Below are 23,855 nucleotides of genomic sequence, written 5' to 3'. Positions count from 1 at the left end.
TTATCTGCGTTCAAAAAGGTGAACTTAATCCCGAGAACATGACAATTCATTGATTAATAGCCCGTTATCCAACCTTGTTGGATGCATGCTGCGGCAACTTAGGTCTATAATTTCTGATAAGTAACACTCTGTAAGACAAGGAAATGTACTTTGTTACATACACTCGCTAAGCTGCTCTTCCCTTCTTTATTCACAATTTTATCGGCATGTTCATCCGTGTCATTGAACGATCCCAGTGAAAAATCCACTAGCTTCCAACTTGGGTATCAAGGTGACTCTGTGCTTGCACAGTACTTTGAAGCTTACGGGAAAGACCCAAAGTCAATCACTGGCTTTTCTCCTTTAAATCAAGGACACGATGCCCTTCTTGCTCGCACTTCTCTAATCGAGTCCGCACAAAAAAGCCTTGATCTTCAATACTATATTTACCGTGGTGACGAAACGAGTCAGCTAATAACGTGGCGCTTGTATGAAGCTGCAAAGCGTGGAGTCCGAGTAAGGCTGTTGCTTGACGATATGCAAAAGCGAAACGATGACGTGATGGCTGCCCTCAATGCACATCCTAATATCGAAATCCGCTTATTCAATCCGCATCAGTATCGCGACTCCCGCTGGTTCGCTCTTGCTAGCGATTTTGAACGTCTTAATCGTCGTATGCATAATAAGTCTCTGATTGCAGACAGTGTTTCTGCCATTGTCGGGGGTAGGAATATCGGCAATGAGTACTTTTCTTTTGAATCACAAGTCGAATTTGGTGATTTTGATCTACTGCTCTATGGTGAGGCGGTACAACAAACTGCAGATCAGTTCGACCTCTATTGGAATAGCGCCTATGCGATACCAATGGAATGGATAACACCGGACTCACAGCAAATTACCGACCTGGCGATTCAAAAGCAGGTCGACAAACTCCAGCTAGAGGAAAAGTTCTCAACCGGCCGTTATGACTTCACTAAACTGGATATGTACCAAGCTCTCAAACAAGGCAATCTCAAGCTCTACTGGGGAGAAGCAAAAGTATGGTTTGACTTACCCGATAAAGTTGCGACCCGAGAGAGCCAACTTATTGATAATTTAACGGAGCTGGTTAAAAGTGTTGAACATTCATTTGTTCTTATCTCCCCCTATTTCGTCCCAACCGAAGTCGGCACACAAGCATTGAGTAACGCGGCCAAGCGAGGCGTTGATATCACGATTGTGACCAATAGTCTCGCCTCTAACGACGTGTTTGCCGTGCATGGTTGGTACGCAAAATATCGAACAGACCTACTCGAAGCTGGGGTCAAGCTATGGGAAGTAAAAGCAAGCGCGAAACTCAAAAGCAAGTGGAGCCTCACGGGGAGCAGCAGAGCAAGTTTACACGCAAAAGCAATGACGATTGATGACAAAACTCTGTTTGTTGGCTCGATGAACTGGGATCCACGTTCAGCCGCTTTGAATACCGAAATGGCCGTTGTTATCGAACAGCCAGAATATGTGCAAATGTTTCTAGAACAACTGCCGAATCAATTGTCGAATAACGCCTATGCCTTAACTCTGCGCGACGGAGACATTGTCTGGACCGACATAAAAACAGGCAAAGAATATGATTCTGAACCAGAGGCCGGAGTATGGCGAAAAATGGGCGCTTGGTTCTCCGGCATATTGCCAATTGAAGATCAGCTATAACAATTGCCAATGTTTCAAAACCTCCCCGATAAAGCAAGACAAGAATGGACACTAGATTTGGGGAAACACAATAAATACAAGGAAATTCAATGTCAGCACAATGGAACGAGTACTATCAGAAAATTTTAAACCAACCTCACCGCCCAAACGTAGAAAATGCCGTAAACCTATTGAAACTCGAGAGCAAAGTCGCTCTTGATATTGGCTGCGGAATAGGTCGAGACAGTCATTTCCTCCTCGAACAGGGGTTTAACGTTCACGCATTTGATAGCCATGAAGATGCAGTAAAAACTTGTTTAACACGCTTTGAAGGCCAGAAGCGTTTCTCAATTTCACAGTGCTGTTTTACTGAGTTTGACTACCCTCAATGCAGCCTGGTTATCGCGAATGCCAGTTTGTTCTTTTGCCCGGACGAAGGCTTTGAGCAAGTTTGGACCAAAATAGACAGTGCCTTACAACCTGGCGGTATCTTTTGCGGTGATTTCTTAGGAGTAAAAGACTCCTGGGTTGCATCAGAAATGCATCCGAACATTACCGCATTAACGAAAAAGGAAGTGGAAAGTTTATTCGCGGATTACGAACTCATTTCATTGAATGAAAGAGATGAAGACGGAACCACAGTAGTCGGAAGCCCAAAACACTGGCACATGTTTAGTGTGACCGCTCGCAAGCGCTAAAAGCGGTCTCTCAAGAAAGCAGCACTTCAAATCAGTGCTGCTATCAGCGATTAATTGACTGGATACACCACTTCAAAACGTTCCAAAACTAGCGTACGTTTCTCATGCCAATCTATGTTCAACTCATCGCATTCAGCTTTAAAAAATGCAGTATGCGCGCCACGCCACCAGTTTAAGGTTCTATCACCTTCGCCTTCTGCGTAGGCAAACTCTGCGGTTACATCCTCATATTTGCATGTGCTGACATCAGTAATTCGTATTACACAAACGGGGTCCCCGTTCCAATTCGTGACGACTTGTAAATGGCCGACTTGTGGCATGGTTTCGCCATGCTCTCGATACCAAAGCTCCATGCTGCAAGAGGCGGTTTTCTGTCCAATTCGAACCAAATCGGCGCATACGTTGGCGTTGTATTCATCGGCACAATAATAGTCAGCACTAACTGATGGTACGGCAGCTCTTTGTTCTGGTGATAATAATTTTAGATACTGCTCTAAGTAATCCTTAGCTCGCGCGTCCATGCTCACTCCATTAATCATAAATTCGCAAGGAGGATAAAAGATATCACGGCAAATAACCACCAGGAACAAACTGAAAAACAACAAGAATATGACTTTTACGTAGACGACAATTATTTCTTTTGTAATAACTTTGCTAAACGTTTGTGCTATTTGCTATTGTTGCATGGTCTATCTGTACTCTTCTCGTGAAAGGACGTTTTATGCGCTTATTTATTGGTATTTTTTTCTCGCTGATACTTGCCTTGCCGACAATGGCATCGGACGAAAAGTATTCAGAATCGGATCTGTTAGATAGACCATTAATGGAACGCTATATTTTAGATGAGCTAAAAGCACTGCGTCAGGACTATCAGAGCCTAGAAAAACGAATGATCACAGAGATCACCGACCGCGAGCTGACGGTTGCGGATAAATCGTTGAACTATGCCAACGTGACCGTAACCTACTTCTTCTACATCATCGCAGGTGTCGCATCGCTGATCGCCTTTGTAGGCTGGCAATCTCTGCGTGAGTTTAAACACAACACCAAAGAGATGGCGGATAAACGATTAGAAAAGATCGCCCAAGAATACGAGAAGAAATTTGTAGCACTGGAGCGAGATTTAAAACGCAAAACTCGCATTATCAGTGAAAACAATAAAGAAATTGAGAAAATCAACGAGATCCATAACTTATGGTTGCGTGCGCAAAGCTCACAAACACCAGAGCAACGTATTGAAATCTATGATGAGATCTTGCTGATTCGCCCAGGTGATTTAGAAGCGTTGACTTACAAAGCAGACGCCGCGATGGAAATCAACGAATACCACTGGGCACTAAGCATCTGTAACCGCGTACTTGAAGTCGATTACACCAATGGTCCTGCACTGTATCAACGCGCTTGTGCATACTCTCGTCTTGGCATTGAAGAGCAAGCCATTGAAGACTTGGAACGCGCTATTGAATACAGCCCATCTATTCGTGACTTGCTTGCCGAAGAGCGAGACCTCGAATTGCTGCATGGTAACGAGCGCTTTGAAAAGCTCTTACACCTAGCAAACGAATAATGGAATGAGCAGCATGAGTAGTCACTTTAACTTAGAAGACGCCAGCCAAGTGTTGGTTGGCGCTTTTGCCCTCGCCGTACCCATCTCTTTTTCTGAAGAGGCGTGGCGACTAGGTGAAAGCTTGCCAATGGCAAACCTGCTCATGCTGTTAAGCCTTTCTGTCATTTTCCTCAGTTTTTTCGCCTATCAAAGCGTGTTCCAAAGCCACATCAAAAATCGCGTATCCATTTTTATTTTTCGTGTGGTTATCGCGTACCTCATTGCGGCCGTTGTGGTGGCGTTAGTTCTTTTCTGTCTTGATAAGCTGCCACTAATGAATGAGCCTTTGGTTGCGATAAAACGGGTCATCGTCATCACAATGCCGGCGTCAATGGGTGCAATTGTGGTGGACAGTTTCGACAAAGAATAGGAATAGCACCTACTCTTCTAACGTTAAATTAGAACCCGAGTGGTCTTTGCCTAACACATCTTCTGGGTTTCGCAGCGCGCAGGTTTCTAACGACAAACACCCGCAGCCAATGCATCCACCCAAATCGTTTTGCAGGGCTTTGAGCTTTTGAATTTTTTGCTCCAACTGTTCATGCCAATGACTCGCCATGACTTCCCATTGCTGTTTGTTTGGCGCTTGATGTTTCGGCAGCTCATCTAGCGCATGTTTGATTTCTTCTAACGACAACCCCACTTGCTGTGCCGCTTTAATCACCGCAACACGGCGCAACACACTTCGATGATAGCGACGCTGATTCCCTTGATTTCTCCAACTCGAAATCAGTCCTTTTTGTTCATAAAAATGCAGGGCAGAGACTTTCACTCCGGAACGTTTTGCCACTTCTCCTACGCTGATTTCCATCCTTGACTTCCCGTGTTTCTATTTTGTTAAAAAAAGCTTTACCTCAAGTTTACTTGAGGTTCTAAAGTTACACCATCTTAAATAACGCTAAACCCAGACGGTCTCGAAATATTGCGTTCAGGACGCATAACTTGGTTGACAAACACAGCACCGCTAGAAGCCAATGTTTTGAAATCCATTGGGAATTTGAGGCAAACATAATGAAAAATAAAACTCAGCCGTACTTAGCAGGCCGCTTCTTCGACAGTATATCCTCTGGCTTGTTCATGATGGCACTGCCATGGGTCATGCTTTCCGAGCCCAAAATGGGCACATTCGTCGCTTTAGTTTCTCTGAGCTGCACCGCGATTTCTTTTCTGGCTACGCCTTTCTTTTCCACTTTAGTGGACCGACACTCACGAAAAGCACTCCTCGTGCTCAATCAATGGATTCAATCGGGCATGGCTTTGGTGGTGTTCATTGCTTATTGGTTAGGGTTTGAGTCCCACTGGCTGTTGGCTTTTGCGCAATTGGTGTATTGGGTTTCGAGTAACTTTGCATGGACGACCAACAACGCCTTCACTCAAGAAAATTATCAGCATCACGAATACGCAAAAATTTCGGGGCAGCAAGAAATTGTAATGCAATCCACGACCCTCGGCGCTGGAGCGTTGGGTATTGTTTTGCTTGAAATGTGGGGCATGAAAGAGTTTGCTTTGTTTGCGGCCAGCGCATCCGCTTTAGCGGCGATGTTCTATATTCTGACGCCGTACACCCAACAATTGAGGGGATCAAAGTCCGTTGCTTTCATCGCACAACTCAAAGAGAGCAAACAAATATTCCGTCTCGAACCCCGATTTTATGGCTTTATTCTGCTCTCTTGCCTCTCTTATCCTGCATTGACGTATTTGAGCAAATTGGTGCCGATTTGGTTTTCTGAACAAGGCATCTCTGGCGATTGGTCTGCAGGGTTCAACATCAGTTTTGGTCTCGGCTCGTTACTAACAGGTTTCATTGTCACCAAAGTGCTGAGTCGCGCCTCCCATAGCCACATTATGTTTGCTTCGATGGTCATGGTATCTCTAGCGTTTATCGGAATGAGTTTTGCGATAAGCCCGCTGACCATCTTATTGTTTATGGCGCTGTTTGGTGTATTTAACGCGCTAAATCGCATTGCGAGAGTTAACTGGATGCATCACACCGTAGCGGTTCATCAACGTGGTCGTGTTGATGGCGGCATCAGCATGTTTTCCACCACCATTCAAGCTCTCAGTTATGTATTAATCGCGATGTTGAGTCATTACGAGCTAACACAATACGGTTTTGTAATAGCAGCTGTTGTCATGGTGTTAGCAGTGGTATTGATGGGATTACTCAGCCGAGACGTCGAGCCGTTTAACGACCTGCCCCTTCATGCAGCGGCAAAGTGAAGCATAGAAATTGAGAAGTTGAGAAATTGAAAAAGCGAGATAAGAAGATAACCAAAATCGTCTTCCTAATTTTCTACACCAGTACTTTTTTCTCTATCGCTCATCAGCAAGGTTGGGTATTCTGAGGCGACCAACATGAGAATAAGGAATTCGCAGTGAACTTAAGACAATTGGAAGTCTTTTACGCCATTATGCAAGCAGGAACGGTGTCTGGTGCTGCTCGCTTACTGCACGTTTCCCAGCCCAATGTCACTCGAGTTCTCGCCCATACAGAACAACAACTGAGCTTCACTTTATTTGAGCGTGTAAAGGGGCGTCTCGTTCCCACTCAAGAAGCCAAAACCTTATTGCCAGAGGCTGAAAAAGTCTATCAACAACTCGGACAATTTCGCTCTCTGACCAACAAAGTCAAACAGGGAACTCAACATTTACGAGTTGGTGCTCCGCCTGTTTTGGCCGCACATTTGTTAGCGCCGACTGTCGCGTTGTTGTCGAAAGAGCACGGCATCTCCTTTGAGCTATTAACGGCCAATCGCGATGAACTGTGCTCTGGGTTGCTGAAACATGAATTGGATGTCGCCATCGCGTTCGGTGAAGAAACACCACCAGCGATCATGGGGCACGTGTTATTGAAAGAAAACTTAGCACTGATCGCTCCTAAAAGCGCAGCGATACCCGCAGAAAAAGTCGCTATTTTAGAAGAACTCATCAGGCACGATTTACCCATTATCGGTTTAGATAGCCGAGACCCTTTGGGCTTATTGTTGCATCAAACCTTGTCGGCGCGTGACGAGCATTATCAACATGCCATCTCCGTACGCAGCTACTCCGCGGCGGCTGAACTGGTGAAACACCAAGTAGGGTTCGCCATTGTAGACCCATGGACCACAAAACAATATCGCCAAGATGATGCCGTCTCCGTGCATGCTTTAGAGCCAAACATGTCCTTCTCTGTCTCTATTTTATTCGCAGAGCACACACCTCAATCCATTGCGACAAAGCAATTTATCACCGCCCTAAAACAACAGATGGTTTAAAGGTATAACTTGAAGTTATACCTGCCTAACAAATAAGCATTCGGTTTCCTAAATCAGTCTGGCTACATTAATGAGCAATAACGATGACGAAGGGAACCATCATGCAAATTGCTCAACCTTACCTACTCTTTCTTGGCGATGTAACCGATCCACTCGCAGCAAAAACCGCGCGTGGCATTTACCAATGGCGACCTGAGATTTGTCTTGGCCAAATCCGCCTGACGCCAGAAACCGTATCGCTTGGTTTAACCGACATGACACTACAACAAGCGCAGCAGCAAGGAGCAAAAACGTTGGTGCTTGGCACAGCAAATCCAGGAGGCGTCATTCCCGAAGCTTGGCAAGCTACCTTACTTGAAGCGGCAGAAATGGGATTTGAAATTGCATCGGGCATGCACCAACGTTTGGCGGAATTTGCTCCTCTTGCCGATCTAGAACAACGCGGATTAACCAAACTGTATGATGTTCGCCATTATGATGCCCCGCTCAAGGTCGGCAATGGCAAAGCTCGCGCAGGCAAGCGAGTACTTACTGTAGGAACAGATTGCTCCGTTGGCAAAATGTACTCTGCCCTCGCCATTGAACACGCATTAAAGCGTAAAAACTGTCGCGCAGAGTTCAAAGCAACGGGTCAAACGGGAATTCTCATCGCAGGCAGTGGCATTTCAATTGATGCCGTAGTTGCCGATTTTATCTCCGGCGCAGTAGAAGCGATCAGCCCCGACTTCACCGACCACGATTGGGACATCATCGAAGGGCAAGGTTCGTTATTTAACCCTTCGTTTGCTGGCGTAAGTTTGGGCTTACTTCACGGCGCACAAGCGGACGCTCTGGTACTGTGCCATGAGATTGGTCGCCCACACATCCGCAACTTACCACATGCGAGCTTGCCAATCATTGAACAAACGATAGAAGCGAATCTGGCCGCTGCCCGCCTAACAAATCCAAAAGCTCAATTAGTGGGTATTTGCTTAAACACTTCGGCGATCAGCGAAGAAGATGCTGCCCAGTTATGCCAGGATTGGAGCGACAAATATCGGGTGCCCGTCACCGACCCTGTGCGTTTTGGCGTTGACGCGGTTGCAGATAAGATCCTTACTATTTAGGAAACATTTACGGTTTAGAAAATAACTGCGGTTTAGGGAAAACTAGTGAGATGAAAATTCATGTAGAACCCGTCACGATTTCTATGGCGACACCATTTCGCATCTCTCGCGGCAGTCGGACAGAGTGCCACGTAGTCCGCGTGACAATTGAACATCTGGGCATGATCGCACAAGGAGAATGCACGCCATACCCTCGTTATGGTGAATCGGTTGAATCGGTAATTAAGGCGATTTCTCACGCCGCGCATGAACTGCAAAGTTTGTATGCCAAAGGCGAAGCTGATGTCATGGCTCTCAAAAGCCAGCTTCAATCATTATTGCCCGCAGGAGCGGCAAGAAATGCGTTGGATTGCGCGCTTTGGCATCTTCTTGCGCTTTTGAACCACAAGCAGCAGGTTCACGACCTCTTTACGTTACCTGAGGCGATTGTGACGGCGATGACGGTTTCTATCGATACGCCGCAAGCGATGGCAAAACAGGCGCAAGCTTACCTTAGCCAAAGCGCAAAACTGCTTAAGGTAAAACTGGATGGTGAACACGTGATTGAGCGCGTTGCAGCAGTGCGTGACGCCGCACCGCACACGCAAATTGTCTTAGATGCGAATGAAGCATGGCAAAACCTCGACCTCGCTACGGTATTTGCTCAACTCGAACCGTTTAATATCACCATGATCGAGCAACCGTTGCCACAAGACTGCGACGACGTACTCGCCAGCATTCCGCACCCCATTCCACTTTGCGCCGATGAAAGTTGTCACACCAAAGAGCAATTACATCAGCTTGTTGGCAAATATGAAATGGTGAACATTAAGCTAGATAAAACGGGCGGGCTCACAGAAGCACTATTACTAGCCGACGACGCCCAAAAACTCGGTTTTAGCCTCATGTCCGGTTGTATGTTGGGGACGTCGCTGGCAATGCGGGCTGCGTTACCTATTGCTGCTCAGGCGAGCGTTGTCGATCTTGATGGCCCGGTGTTGCTCGGACGAGATGTAACGCCGAGCTTAGTTTATCGCGACGGCGAAATCGTTCTTTCCAAATAGCCTAAATAATCCCGAGGTTTTGATCGAAAAGTCAGAACCTCTGAGTTTATGATCTCGATTAAAAAACAATCAGCCCCATCATGAAATAAGTCACATAAATTATACGGTTATTACGGCATGCTAAGATTACAGTAGTCCAAGAAGGTGGTCTTATGCATCGAGTCATCCGGAAAATGACATGGAAGACGAATAGGCGGTAATCCCGCCCTACTCCAATGCAGTGCGTGGGTTTCTCTAACAACCCACTTCCTAGCAATTCGTAGGTTTTTCACGCCATCTTGCAAGGAGGCTCTATGCCTATAAACAAAATACGCAATATCGCTTTCGTCGGCCAAACCGGGACCGGTAAAACCACGCTGATAGAAAAACTGCTCTTCACCTGCGATGCCACTCACCATTTAGGCAGCGTAGAAAAAGGCGATACCGTTACCGACTTCGACCCTCAATCCATCCAATATCAACACAGCATTGAAGCAACGCCAGTCGCACTGCGCTGGAATAAACATCGGCTCAATATCATCGACACTCCGGGACAAAACGAGTTACTTGGCCGTACGATCAGCGTCTTTCCTGCCGTTGAAACATCCGCCCTTGTCATCGACCCTCAAACACCACTAAACCAAACTTCCGATCGCTTATTCACCTTTGCTAAAGAGCAGCAAAAATGTCAGATGATCATCATCAATAAGCTCGATAACCACGGTAGTCAGTTAGAAAGATTGATGGAGAACATCGTTGAGCATTTTGGGGACCACTGCTTGCCGATCAACTTACCTTCGGCTGACGGGGAATCTGTAGTTGACTGCTATTTCGAACCAGAATTGGGACGAGAAACCTTACTTGCGACGGTAGATGAAGCTCATGAGACCTTGATTGACCAAGTTATCGAAGTCGATGAAGAACTGATGGAACTGTATCTGGAACAAGGCTCCGAACTCACCGCAGAGCAACTGCATGATCCGTTTGAAGAAGCACTGAGAACTGGACATGTGATTCCGGTCTGTTTTGTCTCAGCACAAACCGGCGCGGGCATCGAGCTTCTGCTTCGTACCTTGGCGGAGATCATGCCCATGCCAAACGAAGGTAACCCTCCTCTATTGGAAAAGAACGGCAAAAAAATCAAAGTAAATTGCGAAACCTTAGAGCACACCGTCGCACACGTGTACAAAGTCAGCGTCGACCCATATATGGGAAAACTTGCCTACTTACGTGTGTATCAGGGTGAAATCAATGCGGGCAGCCAGCTTTATATTGGCGAAAGCAACAAGGCATTTAAAGTTGGGCACTTATATCAACTGCAGGGCAAAGATAGAACCGAGATCCCTCGCGCGCTTGCCGGCGACTTCTGCGTTTTAGCCAAAGTGGATGATCTCGAATTCGATTCAATCGTTCATGACTCTCACGAAGAAGATGGTGTTCAACTCAAGACGTTGGACCTTCCTGACTCCATGTATTCTTTGTGCTTGAAGCCTCTTAAGCGTGGAGATGAGCAAAAATTAGGCGATGTACTGAATAAAATCGCCAGCGAAGATCCTTCGCTGCGCATCGAACATCGCGCTCGCACCAACGAAACCATCATCAGCGGCCAAGGGGAATTTCACCTCAAAGTCGCATTAGAAAAGATGGCGAACGTGTACAAGCTGGACGTCGAAACCTGCCAACCAAGCGTCGAATACTTTGAAACCATCACCAAACCTGCCGAAGGGCATTATCGACACAAAAAACAAAGTGGCGGTGCAGGCCAGTTTGGTGAAGTGCAATTGAAGGTTCGCCCACTCGAGCGCGGTGCCGGATTTAAGTTCATCAACAAAGTGGTGGGTGGCGCAATTCCAACCGCGCTTATTCCCGCGGTCGAAAAAGGTATTTTACAAGTACTCGAAGAAGGGGCGATTTCTGGCAACCCAATCAAAGATGTGGAAGTCACCGTTTATGACGGTAAATATCACTCCGTCGATTCGAAAGAAATTGCGTTTGTCATCGCAGGTAAGAAAGCCTTTTTAGATGCGATCAACAACGCTGATCCTATTGTGCTGGAGCCCATTGTCCAAATGGAGTTACACGTCCCAACCACAAACGTCGGTGACGTGTCTGGGGATTTGTCAGGTAATCGAGGATTAATAGAAGGCACCGAACCGATCGATAGCCAATTCACGTTGTTGAAAGCCAAATCGCCAGTAAACGAGTTGCAAGATTACGCTCGTCGATTGCGAGCTATCACGGGTGGTGAAGGCAGTTTTAGTATGACTTTGAGCCATTACGAGCCCGCGCCACCAGCAGTGCAAAAACAAGTCTGCCAAGGCAGTGCTCAACAAGGTTAATTCCCTAAGATTCAAATCAATCAAATAAAAAAGCGCCCTCAAAATGAGGGCGCTTTTAGGTAAATTAAAATTTATTTATCGAGAGACAAACCGATCTGACTGATTTTGCTTTCAAACTCTTCGATGCTGTTCGCTTTGTAAGTCGGAGCACCGTTAAAGTAGCGCGGTTTCTCTGGCAGCATCGCATTTTTCAGCTCTTGTTCTTGGTCGATATTGTCATGATAAACCGTTACACGATTTGGAATATCCTGCTTTATTACAGCCATATTGGTTCTCCTTGTTTAAATCGAATATTAAGCGTAGAACGTAGTTAACGATGCGTAAAAGCCACTGTGCAAAATTTAGACACCAGCGACAATTTCATACTCAAACCATTGCATTATTTTGTTTCAATGTTCTCTTTAAGTATTCTTGGCGCACACACCTTTCGCGTTTAAGGTAAGTGAAGATTCCACCATCAAAAGACAGGATGTCTTATGTCAAAGCAAGAGCTTAACCAGATGGGCAGTGCCAAAGTTTATCTGGTAGAAAAACACGGCATTTCATTCATTGAAAAGCAGCAGGTAGAACAGGTTGAGGTCGCTTTTTATCAACACCAGGCTAAACCATTCAATGAACTTGGCATTCTTGTACCTGAGCTCATTGATTACGATCACCAACAAAATACGTTACGAATCGAGTATATCCCGCACTCTGTCAATCAAGAATTCCTGCTTGAAGAGCCCCGCGTGATAGAACAACTAGCTAAAATACATAGACTATCTCCGACATCAGACGGTGTTTATCATCCTCATCAGTGGACACAACCAGCCACTTCCCAAGCTTTAAGCACGCTCAAACTAGACGCAAAAACAGAGCGGTTCTTTTATCAGCTACAAGAGCAATCCGGCCCGCTTTTCAACGCCAAAAATTTGATCTCTGGAGACACCAATGCCGGGAACTGGGGGCGACGAGATAATGGCGATTTGGTGCTGTTCGACTGGGAACGTTTTTCGACAGGGCATATCGCGATAGATTTAGCACCACTAGTCAAAGGCATGGGCACATTCGAAGATTATCTTGGTGTGGCGCATACCTATACCAAGACGGCAAAGCAAGGCGATGCGAGTAATTTAGCAAGAACGATTGCAATAGCTAAAACGTGGATGGTGGTAGAAGTGGTGAATATACTGGTCTCGAGACAGAACCCTCAGACCAGTAAATACATTGACTGGTTTAAACAAACCTTACCGAAATGGGCAAAAGATCTTAGCGCTCAGATGACGAATTAGGTTCGGATATTTGATACAAACGTCTTTCAGGCTCGGCACAAGAGGTTTCACAATTGCACACCTTATCAACACCGACATTATTCAATCCGCCACAACTCCCTTGAATACGCTTGTTGTGGAAAATGACGCCAAGCGACATCAACAAAATGATTGCGAGAAAACCAAGAAAGGTAAATAACCAAACCATATTAACCTGCCTTATTAGCCATCGTCTTTAGCCTAAGTATAGCAGGGCGAGATGTCACTTTAAGTAGCCCTGCTGGTGCTTTCGGTCTTGCTAGCAAGGAGGGTTTGGATTTTTTGCCACCACAACCACAGGAACCGCAACCGCCTTTTGGCTTGTGAGCACTTTTCTTATGATTGTTTGAGGGACGACCTTGAGACGGCTCAATGAGAGGCTCTCTTGGAACCGCAAGTACATCTTCCAGTGAGCTACGGGTAGAAAGCCTGAATACTTGCGTGCCACTACGAAGTAATTTGGCTAGTGCGCGTTCACCGATATTTCGTACAAGTACAGCATCCACATTGTACTCTTGCAGAGACTGAATTAACTGAGACTTCGCATTGCAACCTGCTTGTGGCATCGAAGCAATGTTCGCTAAGTTTTTTAGCATGCCGTCAGTATCAGAATAAATAGCAATATATGGTGCTTTAACAAAGTGGTTTGCCACCCGCTCACCATCATTAGGAATAGCATAAATCATAAGTTTGACTCCTCATCCGGAAAAACTAATGCATGACCTTCAACTAAACTTTTTGCGACTTTCAATCTTGCACTTTTTACTGTGTTACCAAAAGTTTGTCTAGAGACGCCCATCTGATCAGCAGCTTGCTGCTGGCTAAGCCCCTCTAAATCGGCCAAACGCAGTGCTTCTAGCTCTTCTGGTAATATGGCGACTTGCTCCAACTGATGAAATGGCACGCCATTAGGTTTGAAACAATGGTGTGCAGCACGTCCGCATATTCGTCTTTCTATCTTTGGTCTTGCCATCATTATCCCTCGAAAACACAGGGTCAAATTACGCCTTAAACTGGCATATGCCAATAACATTTTTAGCATATGCCAATAAACTAAGTTTGCAAAAATCGACACGATAAATACGTAAGACATCAGGATTAATTAGACATCTAAGAATTGACAAACTTTGGTGACAAACGAGCAAAAAGATCAATTCTAATTATCTAGATAATAAAAACGTTAGTTTGCGCAGACTTTTCATACAAATACGCGCTAATGTATTCATTTTATTGGAGAAGAAAAACTATAATCCGATCAAATCATTCATTTGAACACTAATGATTATTTTATTAAAAGAGTGTCTCCCTAAGTAACTATAAAGTGCAGGTCGACTGCATTGAAATGAGCCTAAAGGGTAAAACAATAGATGGAGGACCTATCGAACCACCAATCATTACTTGGTCTACGATCCCAGCCATTCTTGCTGAATCACGTCTCTTGAGGGCACCTAGATATATCAGAAAAGGAAGTAAATATGTCTGACTCGAATTGGCTCAGCGAATTCCCAGAAATGGATCGCTCTGATCTTAGAGCGATTCGCAAAACACTCGATGGCGCCTACCGAGATTTCTCTCGTGAATATGGTGAACTTATCGAGTCTCTCTTTGATCCGCTCCTTTCATTTCTTGTCTGGTTTGAAAAACTGCTTATTTCAACACCTTGGGTCGTTGTTTTAGGCGTCTGCACCGCCCTCGTTTATGCCGCTAGTCGCTCTTGGAAACTGGCTATCGCATGTTTTGGCTCACTTATCCTGATTGGCTACTTCGGCATGTGGGAAGACACAATGCGCACGCTCAGTATTATCACGGTGTGTACCATGCTGGCAATCACACTCGGGATCCCTATCGGCATCGCCATGGCGCGCTCTAATCGTATTCAGTCAGTTGTGACACCATTACTCGACGTCATGCAGACCATGCCGGCATTTGTGTACCTCATCCCAGTTGTGATGTTACTCGGGATCGGCAAAATTCCTGGCCTCATCGCAGTAGTGATCTACGCGATTCCACCTGTTATTCGTTTAACTAATTTGGGTATTCGTTTGGTGGATAAAGAAGTGTTGGAAGCCGCAACCGCATTTGGTGCCAGCAGTAAACAGCGGCTTTTTGGGGTCCAACTTCCGCTCGCAATGCCAACCATCATGGCGGGAATCAACCAAACGATCATGATGGCACTGTCGATGGTCGTCATCGCATCGATGATTGGGGTAAAAGGTTTGGGCCAGCCCGTTCTTAAGTCGATTACCAATCAATATTTCACTCTTGGTCTTTTAAATGGTCTAGCCATTGTCGCTCTAGCGATTCTTTTCGACCGCGCTTCACAAGCGTATGCGAAACGCACTCAAGCCCATCTGGGAGATTTAAAGCATGACTAGCCCACTTATCGAAATCAGCGGTCTGTATAAAATCTTCGGACCCAAACCCGACAGCGTGATTGAGCGCGTCAAGTTGGGACATAGTAAAGAACACGTGTTAGCGGAAACGGGCCACACGGTCGGGCTAAAAGACATCAACCTCCAAATTAAAAAGGGCGAGATTTTCGTCATTATGGGTTTATCCGGTTCAGGAAAGTCCACCATGATTCGCCACTTCAATCGCCTAATCGATCCAACCATGGGACAGATTTTGGTGGAAGGGGTAGATGTCATGCAGCTTTCTAACAAGGAGTTAGAGCAGTTTCGTCGTCATAAGATGTCGATGGTGTTTCAACGTTTTGGCTTATTGCCTCATCGCACTGTTATCGACAACATCGCTTACGGTTTGGAAATTCAAGGAATAAGTAAAGAAGCGCGCTTATCAAAAGCAAACGAATGGTTGGATACCGTTGGATTAACGGGTTATGAGAACCAATATCCCGCTCAGCTATCAGGTGGTCAGCAGCAACGCGTAGGCCTCGCGCGAGCATTGGCAACCAACGCCGAAATACTGTTAATGGACGAGGCATTCTCAGCGTTGGACCCACTGATTCGGAGCGAAATGCAGGATCAGCTGGTAGAGCTGCAACAGAAGCTGCACAAAACCATTATTTTCATTACTCATGATTTAGATGAAGCACTGCGCCTTGGCGATCGCATTGCGATCCTTAAAGACGGTGAGCTTGTGCAACAAGGTTCACCAGACGAAATATTGCTGCATCCTGCCGATGAGTACGTTGAAGCCTTTGTAAAAGACGTCAATAGAGCGCGAGCATTGACGGTTGAGACTGTGATGCAGCCACCTTCATATCGCATTGCCGCTAAAACCATTGAAGAAGCGCTCAGTGAGATGAAACGAGTTAAACGTGATTATGCTTATCATGTGACCGATGCAGGCTATCAAGGCGTGATAACGCAACAAGGGTTACTAGACGCGACGAAGTTAGCTCAAACCCCAAGCTGGGATGATGATATCTATGAAGAAGTGCCTATCATCTCTCCCCATTCAGCCATTGAGCAAATATTGACTGAAACCATGTCGTGCGAATACTCACTGCCCGTTGTCGATGAGCATGGTCATTTGAAAGGTGAATTAGAGCGTCGTACTGTTGCTGGTCTATTCGCTAATGAAGACAGCACAAAACGAAGCACCTCACGTTCAAACATCGATAAGGCCTCTTAACTGATTTAATAAAACAGCTCACAGCAATGTGGGCTGTTTTCACTATCTCTGCCCCCACCCCTCTAGATATTTATTTGTAGACTCAAGCTTGATATCCCAATCAACATTTACATTGTTCTGATTTTCCTGACAATTTCATGCTCATATTCGGTTTTATTGACATAGATAGATCATTCTATTGCTTTTTGATGACGCAAATACCTGATAAATGTCTACTATTACTCTCATACAAAATCTTGATTTAAAGAGGGATAAAATGAAAAAAACAATGTTGGCACTAACAGGCGCGGTAATCATTCTTGCAGGCTGTCAAGATGAGAAACCTGCCGAAACAAGCGCAGTTGAAGTACCTCAAGCGACGGAAACTGAAGTCACTACTAGCGCAGAAGTTACTACAGAGACAATTGACACGCTGCCAGTAGCAGAAGAACAAGTCATCACTGAAGAAACATTTGTAGACTCTGAGCATAACGCACAAAATGCCCTGGACTGGAACGGCACATATAAAGGTACGCTTCCATGTGCGGATTGTTCAGGTATCGACATGACCATCACACTAAATCAAGATGGCACTTACGTACTTGAAGAAAGCTACCAAGACAAAGAAGACGGTCAGTCAAAGTCTGAAGGCCAATTCACTTGGGATGCAAACGGCAGCATCGTAACGTTGACAAACGAAGATGCGCCAAACCAATACTTTGTTGGTGAGAATGTACTTATGAAGCTAGACATGAATGGCGAAAAAGTAACAGGTGACCTAGCACCGTTATACAACTTAACGAAACAACAATAAGTTCGTATCGATACCTGATAAATAATCTAAATCCGAGCTACCCCAGCTCGGATTTTTTCTTTCCATCGACGGCGGTTGCCTTTCTTATCTTCCTTCTCCGATCTTACATTCCGCTTCTTATCCTGATGGTTCATTACATTTCCATACGCTTTGCTGATAGAGGCTTACAACTTCATTTTGTACAGTGTTCAAAACAAATCAGAACAACTCGGAAAAATGATGAAAAAGACATTAATTGCACTACTAACTCTGACTGCTGCTGGTTCAGCGGTTGCTGGTGATACTTATATTCGTAACGGTAACATCTACAACAATGAAGGTGGCTGGAACGCGGAAGTCGGAGTGGCTCATGGCAGCGATCTTTTCAAAGATCAAAAATACAATACAGCTCCAATTCTAAATGGCGGTTACCATGGTGACGACTTTAACGCCGATCTAAGTGGCATTAACTACCGCTTCTTCGGTAACACCAATGAATTAATCAACATGAGTGCTTACCTTGTTGGCAGTGGTGTCATGCGTGACGGTGATATTGCAAAGAGCCTGAAAGGCACGGATAAACGTCGCTTTGCTGTCGATTTAGGTTTGAACACTGACTTTACGTTAGATCAACACAATGTGATTTCAACATACCTTCAACATGATATCAGTGGTGCTTACAAAGGTTACTTAGCGGGCGCGACTTACTTCCACATTATGAACTTCGGTAGTGTTGATTTTGTTCCTTTTGCTAACCTAACTTATCAAAGTGAAGACTACGTAGATTACTACTTTGGCGTAAAACAACGCGAAGCAAATGCAAACCGCAAAGCGTACAAAGGTGATTCAACAGTAAGCTATGGTTTAGGCTACAAGCTAGTCATGCCAATCAACGATAACTGGCAAGTGAGCCAAATGACACAATACACTCGCCTAGGCAGCGGTATCAGCGATTCCTCAATTGTTGATAGTGCAAACCAATGGGTTGTTGGTGCGAGTGTGTCGTACAACTTCTAACTCTACATTCCACATAAAGCCATCATTGCGATGGCTTTATGTATTCATACTCTGTGCTCACCGTGTCGAAATATGCTAGTTAAAGTGAGCTATCCAGAGACGATGCAAATCGCTATAACCCGTATTTTTCACCTGAACACCGCGCACTTGCTGTGTTTTTGTCACCTCTTCATAGCCAACAAATAAAGGCAAATAAAGATACTGCTCTCGTAACGCTTTTTCTACGCCTAAAAGAGATTGTAAAGATTGAGCATTTGCCATGGCTTCGCGAAGGTTTTCTCGATGGATCAACATCTGGCTTTGATCAAAACTAAAACGCAAACCTGTTGCTATCGATAGCCATTCAAATACGCCATACTCAAACGGCGCTTCCATGACTTCTTCAATTAGGAGCAAGTCCGCTCGATGTGATACGACTTCAGGAAAACTAATGTCATCAATAATGACGATCTCTAGCTCTAATCCCGTCGCCCGAATCACTCGGTGCAACCACTCAGAGTGACGAATTAAACTTGGTATCGTCCAGATTGGCTCAGCTAGCGCTACTTTACCTTGTAGCTTAGGCGTCACAATAGCCTCTGCTATTAGTAAATCTTGCTCTTGAGTCGCTAACTGAATGCTGTCAACGGCACTTTGCGCCTCATAGATTCTCTTTTGCGCATTGATGTAATCGGCGAGTTGATGCCAGTCTTCTTTTGCGAGATTAGAGTCCGCGCGCTCCCGATAGGTCAAATATGAAAATGCGCTGATTTTTTCCACTTCAACGTGATCAGAGGTTTGGTTAAAACTCAACATATTCAGGGTCTTAACATCACCATGAGACAGCGTAATTTGGTCCAACAATGCGCGCGCTGAAAAATATTCTTTGTGTGCTTGAAGAATCATACTATCTTGGTTCCAACCACTGATTTTAAATGGTCCGGTGCCTATGTGGTAAGAATAACCAGAACCGAAAGAAACAACATCTCGACAAAGAATAGAAGCGTGAGGAGTGGCTAGCATGTATGGAAAAAACATGTTCGGATGTTTCAATGTGATTTTTAAGCAGCTCGATGTTTCGGCAATCACACTGTCAATACATTGCCAGAGCTCGTGTACTGGTCCTTTTATTTCCTTAAGTCTTTCTATGCTCCAAACAACATCTTGTATGCTGAGAAGTTCACCATCGTGACGATATATTCCAGGTCTCAACCATAACGTCATCACATTGCCTTCCATTTTCCACTCATGTGCTAGCGAAGGCTCAATGCCACCATTGGAATTTTGAGTCAGCAAAACATCATAAACACTTTTCGCCACATGCAGTTCAGTATGACGATAAGTATTCGCAGGATCGACCTTAGACACCCAAGGGTAAGAGGAGATCAAAATAGCGTTATTTGACTCATTCAACTGGTTCACTTTTTCAGAGGCAATCGTCAGCGCCCTGACAGCACTTTGGCCGAACCAATCGATAAGTTTTGTTATCGAGTTCATTCTTCCCCGACCAAGCTCCTCAACCAAAAATTCGGTCATCGCTTGTTGAAGGGAAATAGTAATATTCAGACGGCTGGCGTTACTTCTGCCAATTGCAGGTTTCCAATCTACCCAACCGTAAGAGGCAAGCTTTTTCATCACAATAGAAACATTGCGCCTTGACGTACAAATTACCACTTCAAGCTCCGACAGCGTAACGAAGTGATATTGATGAGGTTCAAAGTGCTTTAACAGTAGATCCAGATACCTAAGATTGACATCGTTCACAAAGATTCCTAAGAGTTATTCCAAAGCAAAAAAATAGCACAGGACGCTTAGCAACTAAACTTCCTGTGCTATATCTAAATATATTCAAAGCTTGGACTCAGCTCGACCAACAGAAGTCAAAAACGTGTACTAAGCCAAGAGGTAACTTGAATAAGTGTTCTTAGAAACGGTAGCTCATACCTACAGAGAACACGTTGATGTCTGCATCAACCGTTACTTTTTCATTGCCAAATTTCGCAATGTCTAGCTCAGGCATCATGTATTCCCATTCAACTTGTAGAGCAAAATTTTCTGTAATAGCGAACTCTGCGCCTAAACCGTACATGCCTGTCACAGTGCTGTCAGAAATGGTGGTATGGCCTGCGCTACCGTCAATCACAGAGTTGCTAATTTTGAATTCAGCATTGAAGTAAGAAAGACCAGCTTTAGCAAAAAGGTTGAAACGATCACCAATAGGTAGAGTCGCCTTTGGTTGAATCGATAGATACTTCATATCACCAACAGTAACAACTTTGCCGTCTAAAGCGTCGTAGCCACCAATGGCTGCTTCTAGAGAAATGTATTCGTTGAACTTGTAACCACCAAATACTTTACCTGAAAGGCTTGAGTCATCTTCAAGTTTAAGCTTAGTGCTAGCGTTGGTACCACCACCATTGATAGAGCCATTAACATCACCAAACGATGCTTGACCTACCGATGCACCAACGTAAGGAGCTGCGTTTGCAACAGAACATGTTGCTAGAAGGGCTGTCATTAGCCATGTTTTTTTAAACATTGTATTTCACTGCCTGTTAATTATTGAGGTTGTGTTTTGCCCATCCTTAAGCACGTCATGCTATCCATTTCACTCGGTTTCAAAACCAAGTTGATGTTAATGAATAAAAACTCAATAAAACATGAAATATTTAAACACAACTTTGCCACTTTCTTTCTTAATCATGACAATTTAGTCATTTCACAAGCACTGTTGCTTCAACCAATTAGTGAGTTTGATAATTTCCGCCTGCTTGGCTCGGCTCTTTTTATGAATAAAATAAAAGCTGTCCCCCGTCTCTAATCCATGAGAAGGGATATATACCAAATCATGCGCTTTATCTCTTTCATTGAGCATAAAATCATTCGCAAATGCGATGCCTTGGTCATAACGTGCAGCCTCAATTGCCAGCAACATATGACTAAAATGTTGAACATCGACATCTTTCGGCAAAGTGTAACCACCCGCTCTGCACCACTCTGCCCAGTCTTTTCCTCTCTCACGATAAATAGAGTCTGTCGACAAAATAGGATATCGCCAAAGCGCTTCTGGAATGGGTTGATCTTGTAACTCTTTCCAAATTTTATGGCTGCATACCGGATACAGCGTTTCCGCGTATAACTTCACCGACATATAGTTACGCTTTGGCTTCTCTACCGTGATAAAGCAATCACCAACGCTATCTGTCTGCTCAGGATCACCAACAACCATATTGAGTGTCAGATCGATTTCCGGATGTAACCGCTTAAAATCAGACAAACGCGGAATAAGCCACTTTACGGCAAGCGAGCTATAAATCGCTAAACGTATGCTGCCTTTGTCCCCTTCTCTCACCTTTTGGCTGGCCATCGCAATAGAGCTAATTGCCGGGCTAATATCCTCTAAATAACGAGCACCAGTATCCGATAAAGAGAGCTTTCTTCCTTGACGAATAAATAATGACTCGCCCAAATAATCTTCCAATAATCGTATCTGATGACTAACGGCACTTTGCGTCACATTGAGCTCTTCAGCCGCAAGCGAAAAGCTAGAGTTTCGAGCGACAGATTCAAAACAGTGAACCGCTCTGAGTGGTGGCAATTTCATTATCTAAAAATCTCATACTTAAACTAATAAATATCACTTCACTTCATCCTATGACATCACCTACTCTTTGGCAAAGAAAGAGGAGAGGAAATAAGTGAAAGTTACATCGGTCGGCGCAGCTATGCTGCTATTAATTGTTGGGAATCTCATTGCGGTGCTTTCGGACTCTTTAATTAAAAGTGTCGGAAATGAAGTGCCTATTTTTCAGTTTGTCTTTTTCCGACAAATTTCCGCAGTGCTTTTCCTACTGCCTGTCTGCTTGCTGACAAAAAAGACTCATTTTCTTGAAGGATTTAAATGGCATGCTGTCCGCGCTCACGTGTGGTTGCTTGGTGCTATATTTATGGTTTTGGCGATTTCATCTTTACCGCTCGCAACTGCGAACGCAATCTTCTACGCCGCGCCATTAATCATGCTGCCGCTTGCCGCGATATTTTTTGGCGAACAGCTGTCTAAACAATCGATCGCGGCTGCGATCATGGGCTTTGCTGGAGTGTTGGTCATCATTCGCCCAGATCAAATCGACTGGGCAGCGATTTCGGCTTTAGTTGTGGCTATTACCCTGGCAATCAATAACTTGCTCATTCGAAAACTGCCAAAAAATCAATCTGTCATGCAAACGTTATTGATGACAAACTTGGCAGGTATTCCCGTGGCTTTCTTACTTGTTCTGATCGAAGCGGAACCTTGGGACTGGAGTGCTTTCCCTGTCGCTGCTGGCTCAAGTTTGTTCATCATGATTTATGCGGCAACATGTGTGATCGCTTACCGCTCGATTGATAGCAACAAAATTGCCAGCGCTGAATACAGTGGCTTAATTGGTGCCGTGTTTGTGGGATTAATCTGGTTTGGAGAAGTGCCAGACATATTTATGGCTATAGGAACCATTATGATTGTTGTGCCGCTGGTTTGGCTTTCTAAACGAGAACGTCGCAAGAAAAAGCTGCAAGCTCAGCAAGAGCGAGAGCAACAAGAGGCGCACGTTACTTAAAATCGCGCTCTATCTCAAAGACTAAAAAAACCGAGTCGTAAGTACTCGGTTTTTTTATGTGGCTCTAATCCATTCTGATGTAAGCGACCACATGAGATAAAAACTGCCTTGCAAAACGATCATTAAACCGGATGCGATATTCATGATCGGCTTCCGATACTAAACGCCAACCTTCAGCAAAGTACTCTTTGATATCATCGACCGCTTCTTCTTCATTTTTGATGTGTTTCGCGTTCCACTGATAAGTGCAAGAGACAACCATCAGCCCGCCAACCTTGGTGGCTTCTTTTAGAGCGTTGATCACGCTAAGTGGCGACTCACATTGATCAACCACGTTCAAACATACGACTAAATCAAAGCTAGACTGGAGAGTATCGTGCTCAAAAGGTTGGTTAATCAGCGTCAAATCAACATGAGCACATTTCTGTACGATATCTCTATTCTCTACCTCTAAAGCGTTTAAGGTGTTCACATCGTGAAGATAAGTTAGCTCGACTCGTTGTTCTTCTATTAATAGTTGCTTCAAGCCATCCATCAACCTATTTGAAGGCTCCACAAGCGTCGCTTCTTTAAGGTTAGGTAAGCGTTGCACTAACTCATAATAGTTTCTTCCCAGCGCCGCGCCAACCTCAAGTAGGGAATACGGCTGAACGCCGCTCTCAAGTGCCATCTGCGCAATAAAATCAGCAACTTGGGAGCAGTGAGGTGATGACAAAAAAGAGAGTGGGACTTGTTTTGAGCGACTGTTTATCGTCTCAATCTGCTTATCTTCGATGAACTTGTCGAACCATTGCGCTTCGAAATAACCAGCTAAACCGCGATCGGTCAGGTAAAAATCTTCCATGTTTTTTCCGTTCGTACTTTTCGAAAAGTGATTGTATCGAACGCTGAAATTAGCTGGTAATTCTGGCTGCACATTCCCGCGGGAAAA

Annotated in this window: 25 protein-coding genes; 15 read left to right on the top strand and 10 right to left on the bottom strand. The window is 44.8% G+C overall.

Going from position 1 to position 23,855, the window contains the following annotated elements:
* The first annotated feature begins 150 nt into the window (after window positions 1-150).
* Window positions 151-1,668, top strand: a complete 1,518-nt coding sequence (locus ACWPOD_RS00960) for a phospholipase D family protein (RefSeq protein ID WP_046873810.1) — start codon at window positions 151-153, stop codon at window positions 1,666-1,668.
* Window positions 1,669-1,757: 89 nt separating this feature from the next.
* A complete protein-coding gene (locus ACWPOD_RS00955; protein WP_074189826.1) occupies window positions 1,758-2,345 on the top strand; it encodes a class I SAM-dependent methyltransferase in 588 nt (195 codons plus the stop codon).
* A 50-nt stretch (window positions 2,346-2,395) separates the two neighbouring features.
* Here ACWPOD_RS00955 and ACWPOD_RS00950 read toward each other — a convergent pair whose 3' ends face one another.
* A complete protein-coding gene (locus ACWPOD_RS00950) occupies window positions 2,396-2,866 on the bottom strand; it encodes an ASCH domain-containing protein (protein ID WP_456231438.1) in 471 nt (156 codons plus the stop codon).
* Window positions 2,867-3,066: 200 nt separating this feature from the next.
* Between ACWPOD_RS00950 and ACWPOD_RS00945 the strand changes: the two genes are divergently transcribed.
* Together ACWPOD_RS00945 and ACWPOD_RS00940 are read left to right on the top strand one after the other, a co-directional pair.
* Window positions 3,067-3,912, top strand: coding sequence for a tetratricopeptide repeat protein (locus ACWPOD_RS00945; RefSeq protein ID WP_005392681.1), 846 nt, complete (start codon window positions 3,067-3,069; stop codon window positions 3,910-3,912).
* Window positions 3,913-3,925: 13 nt separating this feature from the next.
* Window positions 3,926-4,321, top strand: coding sequence for a DUF2391 family protein (locus ACWPOD_RS00940; RefSeq protein ID WP_005373896.1), 396 nt, complete (start codon window positions 3,926-3,928; stop codon window positions 4,319-4,321).
* 9 nt (window positions 4,322-4,330) lie between these two features.
* Here ACWPOD_RS00940 and soxR read toward each other — a convergent pair whose 3' ends face one another.
* Complete coding sequence (soxR, locus tag ACWPOD_RS00935) at window positions 4,331-4,762, bottom strand: redox-sensitive transcriptional activator SoxR (protein WP_005392679.1); 432 nt, start codon at window positions 4,760-4,762, stop codon at window positions 4,331-4,333.
* Window positions 4,763-4,962: 200 nt separating this feature from the next.
* Between soxR and ACWPOD_RS00930 the strand changes: the two genes are divergently transcribed.
* From ACWPOD_RS00930 to fusA, 5 genes are all read left to right on the top strand, one after another.
* Window positions 4,963-6,171 carry an MFS transporter gene (locus ACWPOD_RS00930; protein WP_456231437.1) on the top strand — a complete coding sequence of 403 codons (1,209 nt, stop codon included), beginning with the start codon at window positions 4,963-4,965 and terminating at the stop codon, window positions 6,169-6,171.
* 155 nt (window positions 6,172-6,326) lie between these two features.
* Window positions 6,327-7,208 (top strand): LysR family transcriptional regulator, encoded by an 882-nt coding sequence (locus ACWPOD_RS00925; protein WP_456231436.1) that lies wholly within the window; start codon window positions 6,327-6,329, stop codon window positions 7,206-7,208.
* Window positions 7,209-7,309: 101 nt separating this feature from the next.
* Window positions 7,310-8,314, top strand: a complete 1,005-nt coding sequence (gene dgcN / locus ACWPOD_RS00920; RefSeq protein ID WP_456231659.1) for an N-acetyltransferase DgcN — start codon at window positions 7,310-7,312, stop codon at window positions 8,312-8,314.
* 50 nt (window positions 8,315-8,364) lie between these two features.
* Window positions 8,365-9,357: an N-acetyl-D-Glu racemase DgcA gene (gene dgcA / locus ACWPOD_RS00915; protein WP_456231435.1), complete on the top strand. Its 993-nt coding sequence runs from the start codon at window positions 8,365-8,367 to the stop codon at window positions 9,355-9,357.
* Between the two features lie 293 nt (window positions 9,358-9,650).
* Complete coding sequence (fusA, locus tag ACWPOD_RS00910; protein WP_237308709.1) at window positions 9,651-11,675, top strand: elongation factor G; 2,025 nt, start codon at window positions 9,651-9,653, stop codon at window positions 11,673-11,675.
* A 71-nt stretch (window positions 11,676-11,746) separates the two neighbouring features.
* On the opposite strand, the gene ACWPOD_RS00905 is transcribed toward fusA, so the two are convergent.
* A complete protein-coding gene (locus ACWPOD_RS00905) occupies window positions 11,747-11,941 on the bottom strand; it encodes a hypothetical protein (RefSeq protein WP_053808086.1) in 195 nt (64 codons plus the stop codon).
* 210 nt (window positions 11,942-12,151) lie between these two features.
* On the opposite strand from ACWPOD_RS00905, the gene ACWPOD_RS00900 reads away from it, so the two are divergent.
* Window positions 12,152-12,946 (top strand): phosphotransferase family protein, encoded by a 795-nt coding sequence (locus ACWPOD_RS00900; RefSeq protein WP_432590805.1) that lies wholly within the window; start codon window positions 12,152-12,154, stop codon window positions 12,944-12,946.
* Here ACWPOD_RS00900 and nqrM read toward each other — a convergent pair.
* From nqrM to ACWPOD_RS00885, 3 genes are read right to left on the bottom strand one after another with little or no spacing between them, the layout of a single operon-like run.
* The gene (gene nqrM / locus ACWPOD_RS00895; protein ID WP_005392671.1) at window positions 12,924-13,133 is read right to left on the bottom strand and encodes a (Na+)-NQR maturation NqrM; all 210 of its coding nucleotides are present in this window, start codon (window positions 13,131-13,133) and stop codon (window positions 12,924-12,926) included. The genes ACWPOD_RS00900 and nqrM overlap by 23 nt on opposite strands.
* A gap of 1 nt (window position 13,134) precedes the next feature.
* Complete coding sequence (locus tag ACWPOD_RS00890) at window positions 13,135-13,650, bottom strand: NifB/NifX family molybdenum-iron cluster-binding protein (RefSeq protein WP_374094420.1); 516 nt, start codon at window positions 13,648-13,650, stop codon at window positions 13,135-13,137.
* A complete protein-coding gene (locus ACWPOD_RS00885; RefSeq protein ID WP_048625148.1) occupies window positions 13,647-13,937 on the bottom strand; it encodes a DUF134 domain-containing protein in 291 nt (96 codons plus the stop codon). Before ACWPOD_RS00885 ends, ACWPOD_RS00890 begins: the two co-directional genes overlap by 4 nt.
* Window positions 13,938-14,439: 502 nt before the next feature.
* Here ACWPOD_RS00885 and ACWPOD_RS00880 point away from each other — a divergent pair.
* The 4 genes from ACWPOD_RS00880 to ompV all read left to right on the top strand — a co-directional run bounded on the left by ACWPOD_RS00880 (window position 14,440) and on the right by ompV (window position 18,350).
* Window positions 14,440-15,339, top strand: coding sequence for an ABC transporter permease (locus ACWPOD_RS00880; RefSeq protein ID WP_046873819.1), 900 nt, complete (start codon window positions 14,440-14,442; stop codon window positions 15,337-15,339).
* Window positions 15,332-16,561, top strand: coding sequence for a quaternary amine ABC transporter ATP-binding protein (locus tag ACWPOD_RS00875; protein ID WP_456231434.1), 1,230 nt, complete (start codon window positions 15,332-15,334; stop codon window positions 16,559-16,561). Before ACWPOD_RS00880 ends, ACWPOD_RS00875 begins: the two co-directional genes overlap by 8 nt.
* Window positions 16,562-16,817: 256 nt before the next feature.
* Window positions 16,818-17,354 carry a copper resistance protein NlpE gene (locus ACWPOD_RS00870; RefSeq protein ID WP_046873821.1) on the top strand — a complete coding sequence of 179 codons (537 nt, stop codon included), beginning with the start codon at window positions 16,818-16,820 and terminating at the stop codon, window positions 17,352-17,354.
* A 219-nt stretch (window positions 17,355-17,573) separates the two neighbouring features.
* Window positions 17,574-18,350: an outer membrane protein OmpV gene (ompV, locus tag ACWPOD_RS00865; RefSeq protein ID WP_005392665.1), complete on the top strand. Its 777-nt coding sequence runs from the start codon at window positions 17,574-17,576 to the stop codon at window positions 18,348-18,350.
* 75 nt (window positions 18,351-18,425) lie between these two features.
* Here the strand turns inward: ompV and ACWPOD_RS00860 are convergent, their stop codons facing one another.
* The 3 genes from ACWPOD_RS00860 to ACWPOD_RS00850 form a co-directional block, all read right to left on the bottom strand.
* Window positions 18,426-20,093 (bottom strand): ABC transporter substrate-binding protein, encoded by a 1,668-nt coding sequence (locus tag ACWPOD_RS00860; protein ID WP_456231433.1) that lies wholly within the window; start codon window positions 20,091-20,093, stop codon window positions 18,426-18,428.
* Window positions 20,094-20,253: 160 nt separating this feature from the next.
* Window positions 20,254-20,868: an outer membrane beta-barrel protein gene (locus tag ACWPOD_RS00855; protein ID WP_005373936.1), complete on the bottom strand. Its 615-nt coding sequence runs from the start codon at window positions 20,866-20,868 to the stop codon at window positions 20,254-20,256.
* Window positions 20,869-21,048: 180 nt separating this feature from the next.
* Entirely contained in the window at window positions 21,049-21,933 is an 885-nt protein-coding gene (locus tag ACWPOD_RS00850) for a LysR family transcriptional regulator (protein ID WP_005392662.1), read from the bottom strand.
* 94 nt (window positions 21,934-22,027) lie between these two features.
* Here ACWPOD_RS00850 and ACWPOD_RS00845 point away from each other — a divergent pair, with 94 nt between their 5' ends.
* Window positions 22,028-22,924, top strand: coding sequence for a DMT family transporter (locus ACWPOD_RS00845; RefSeq protein ID WP_150917082.1), 897 nt, complete (start codon window positions 22,028-22,030; stop codon window positions 22,922-22,924).
* Window positions 22,925-22,988: 64 nt separating this feature from the next.
* On the opposite strand, the gene ACWPOD_RS00840 is transcribed toward ACWPOD_RS00845, so the two are convergent.
* Entirely contained in the window at window positions 22,989-23,768 is a 780-nt protein-coding gene (locus ACWPOD_RS00840; protein ID WP_104973419.1) for a methyltransferase domain-containing protein, read from the bottom strand.
* Window positions 23,769-23,855: the final 87 nt, after the last annotated feature.

This window comes from Vibrio sp. JZG120 (assembly GCF_053890955.1).
The sequence above is the reverse complement of the archived record's forward strand: the minus strand, read 5'-3'. Positions and strand labels throughout refer to the sequence as shown.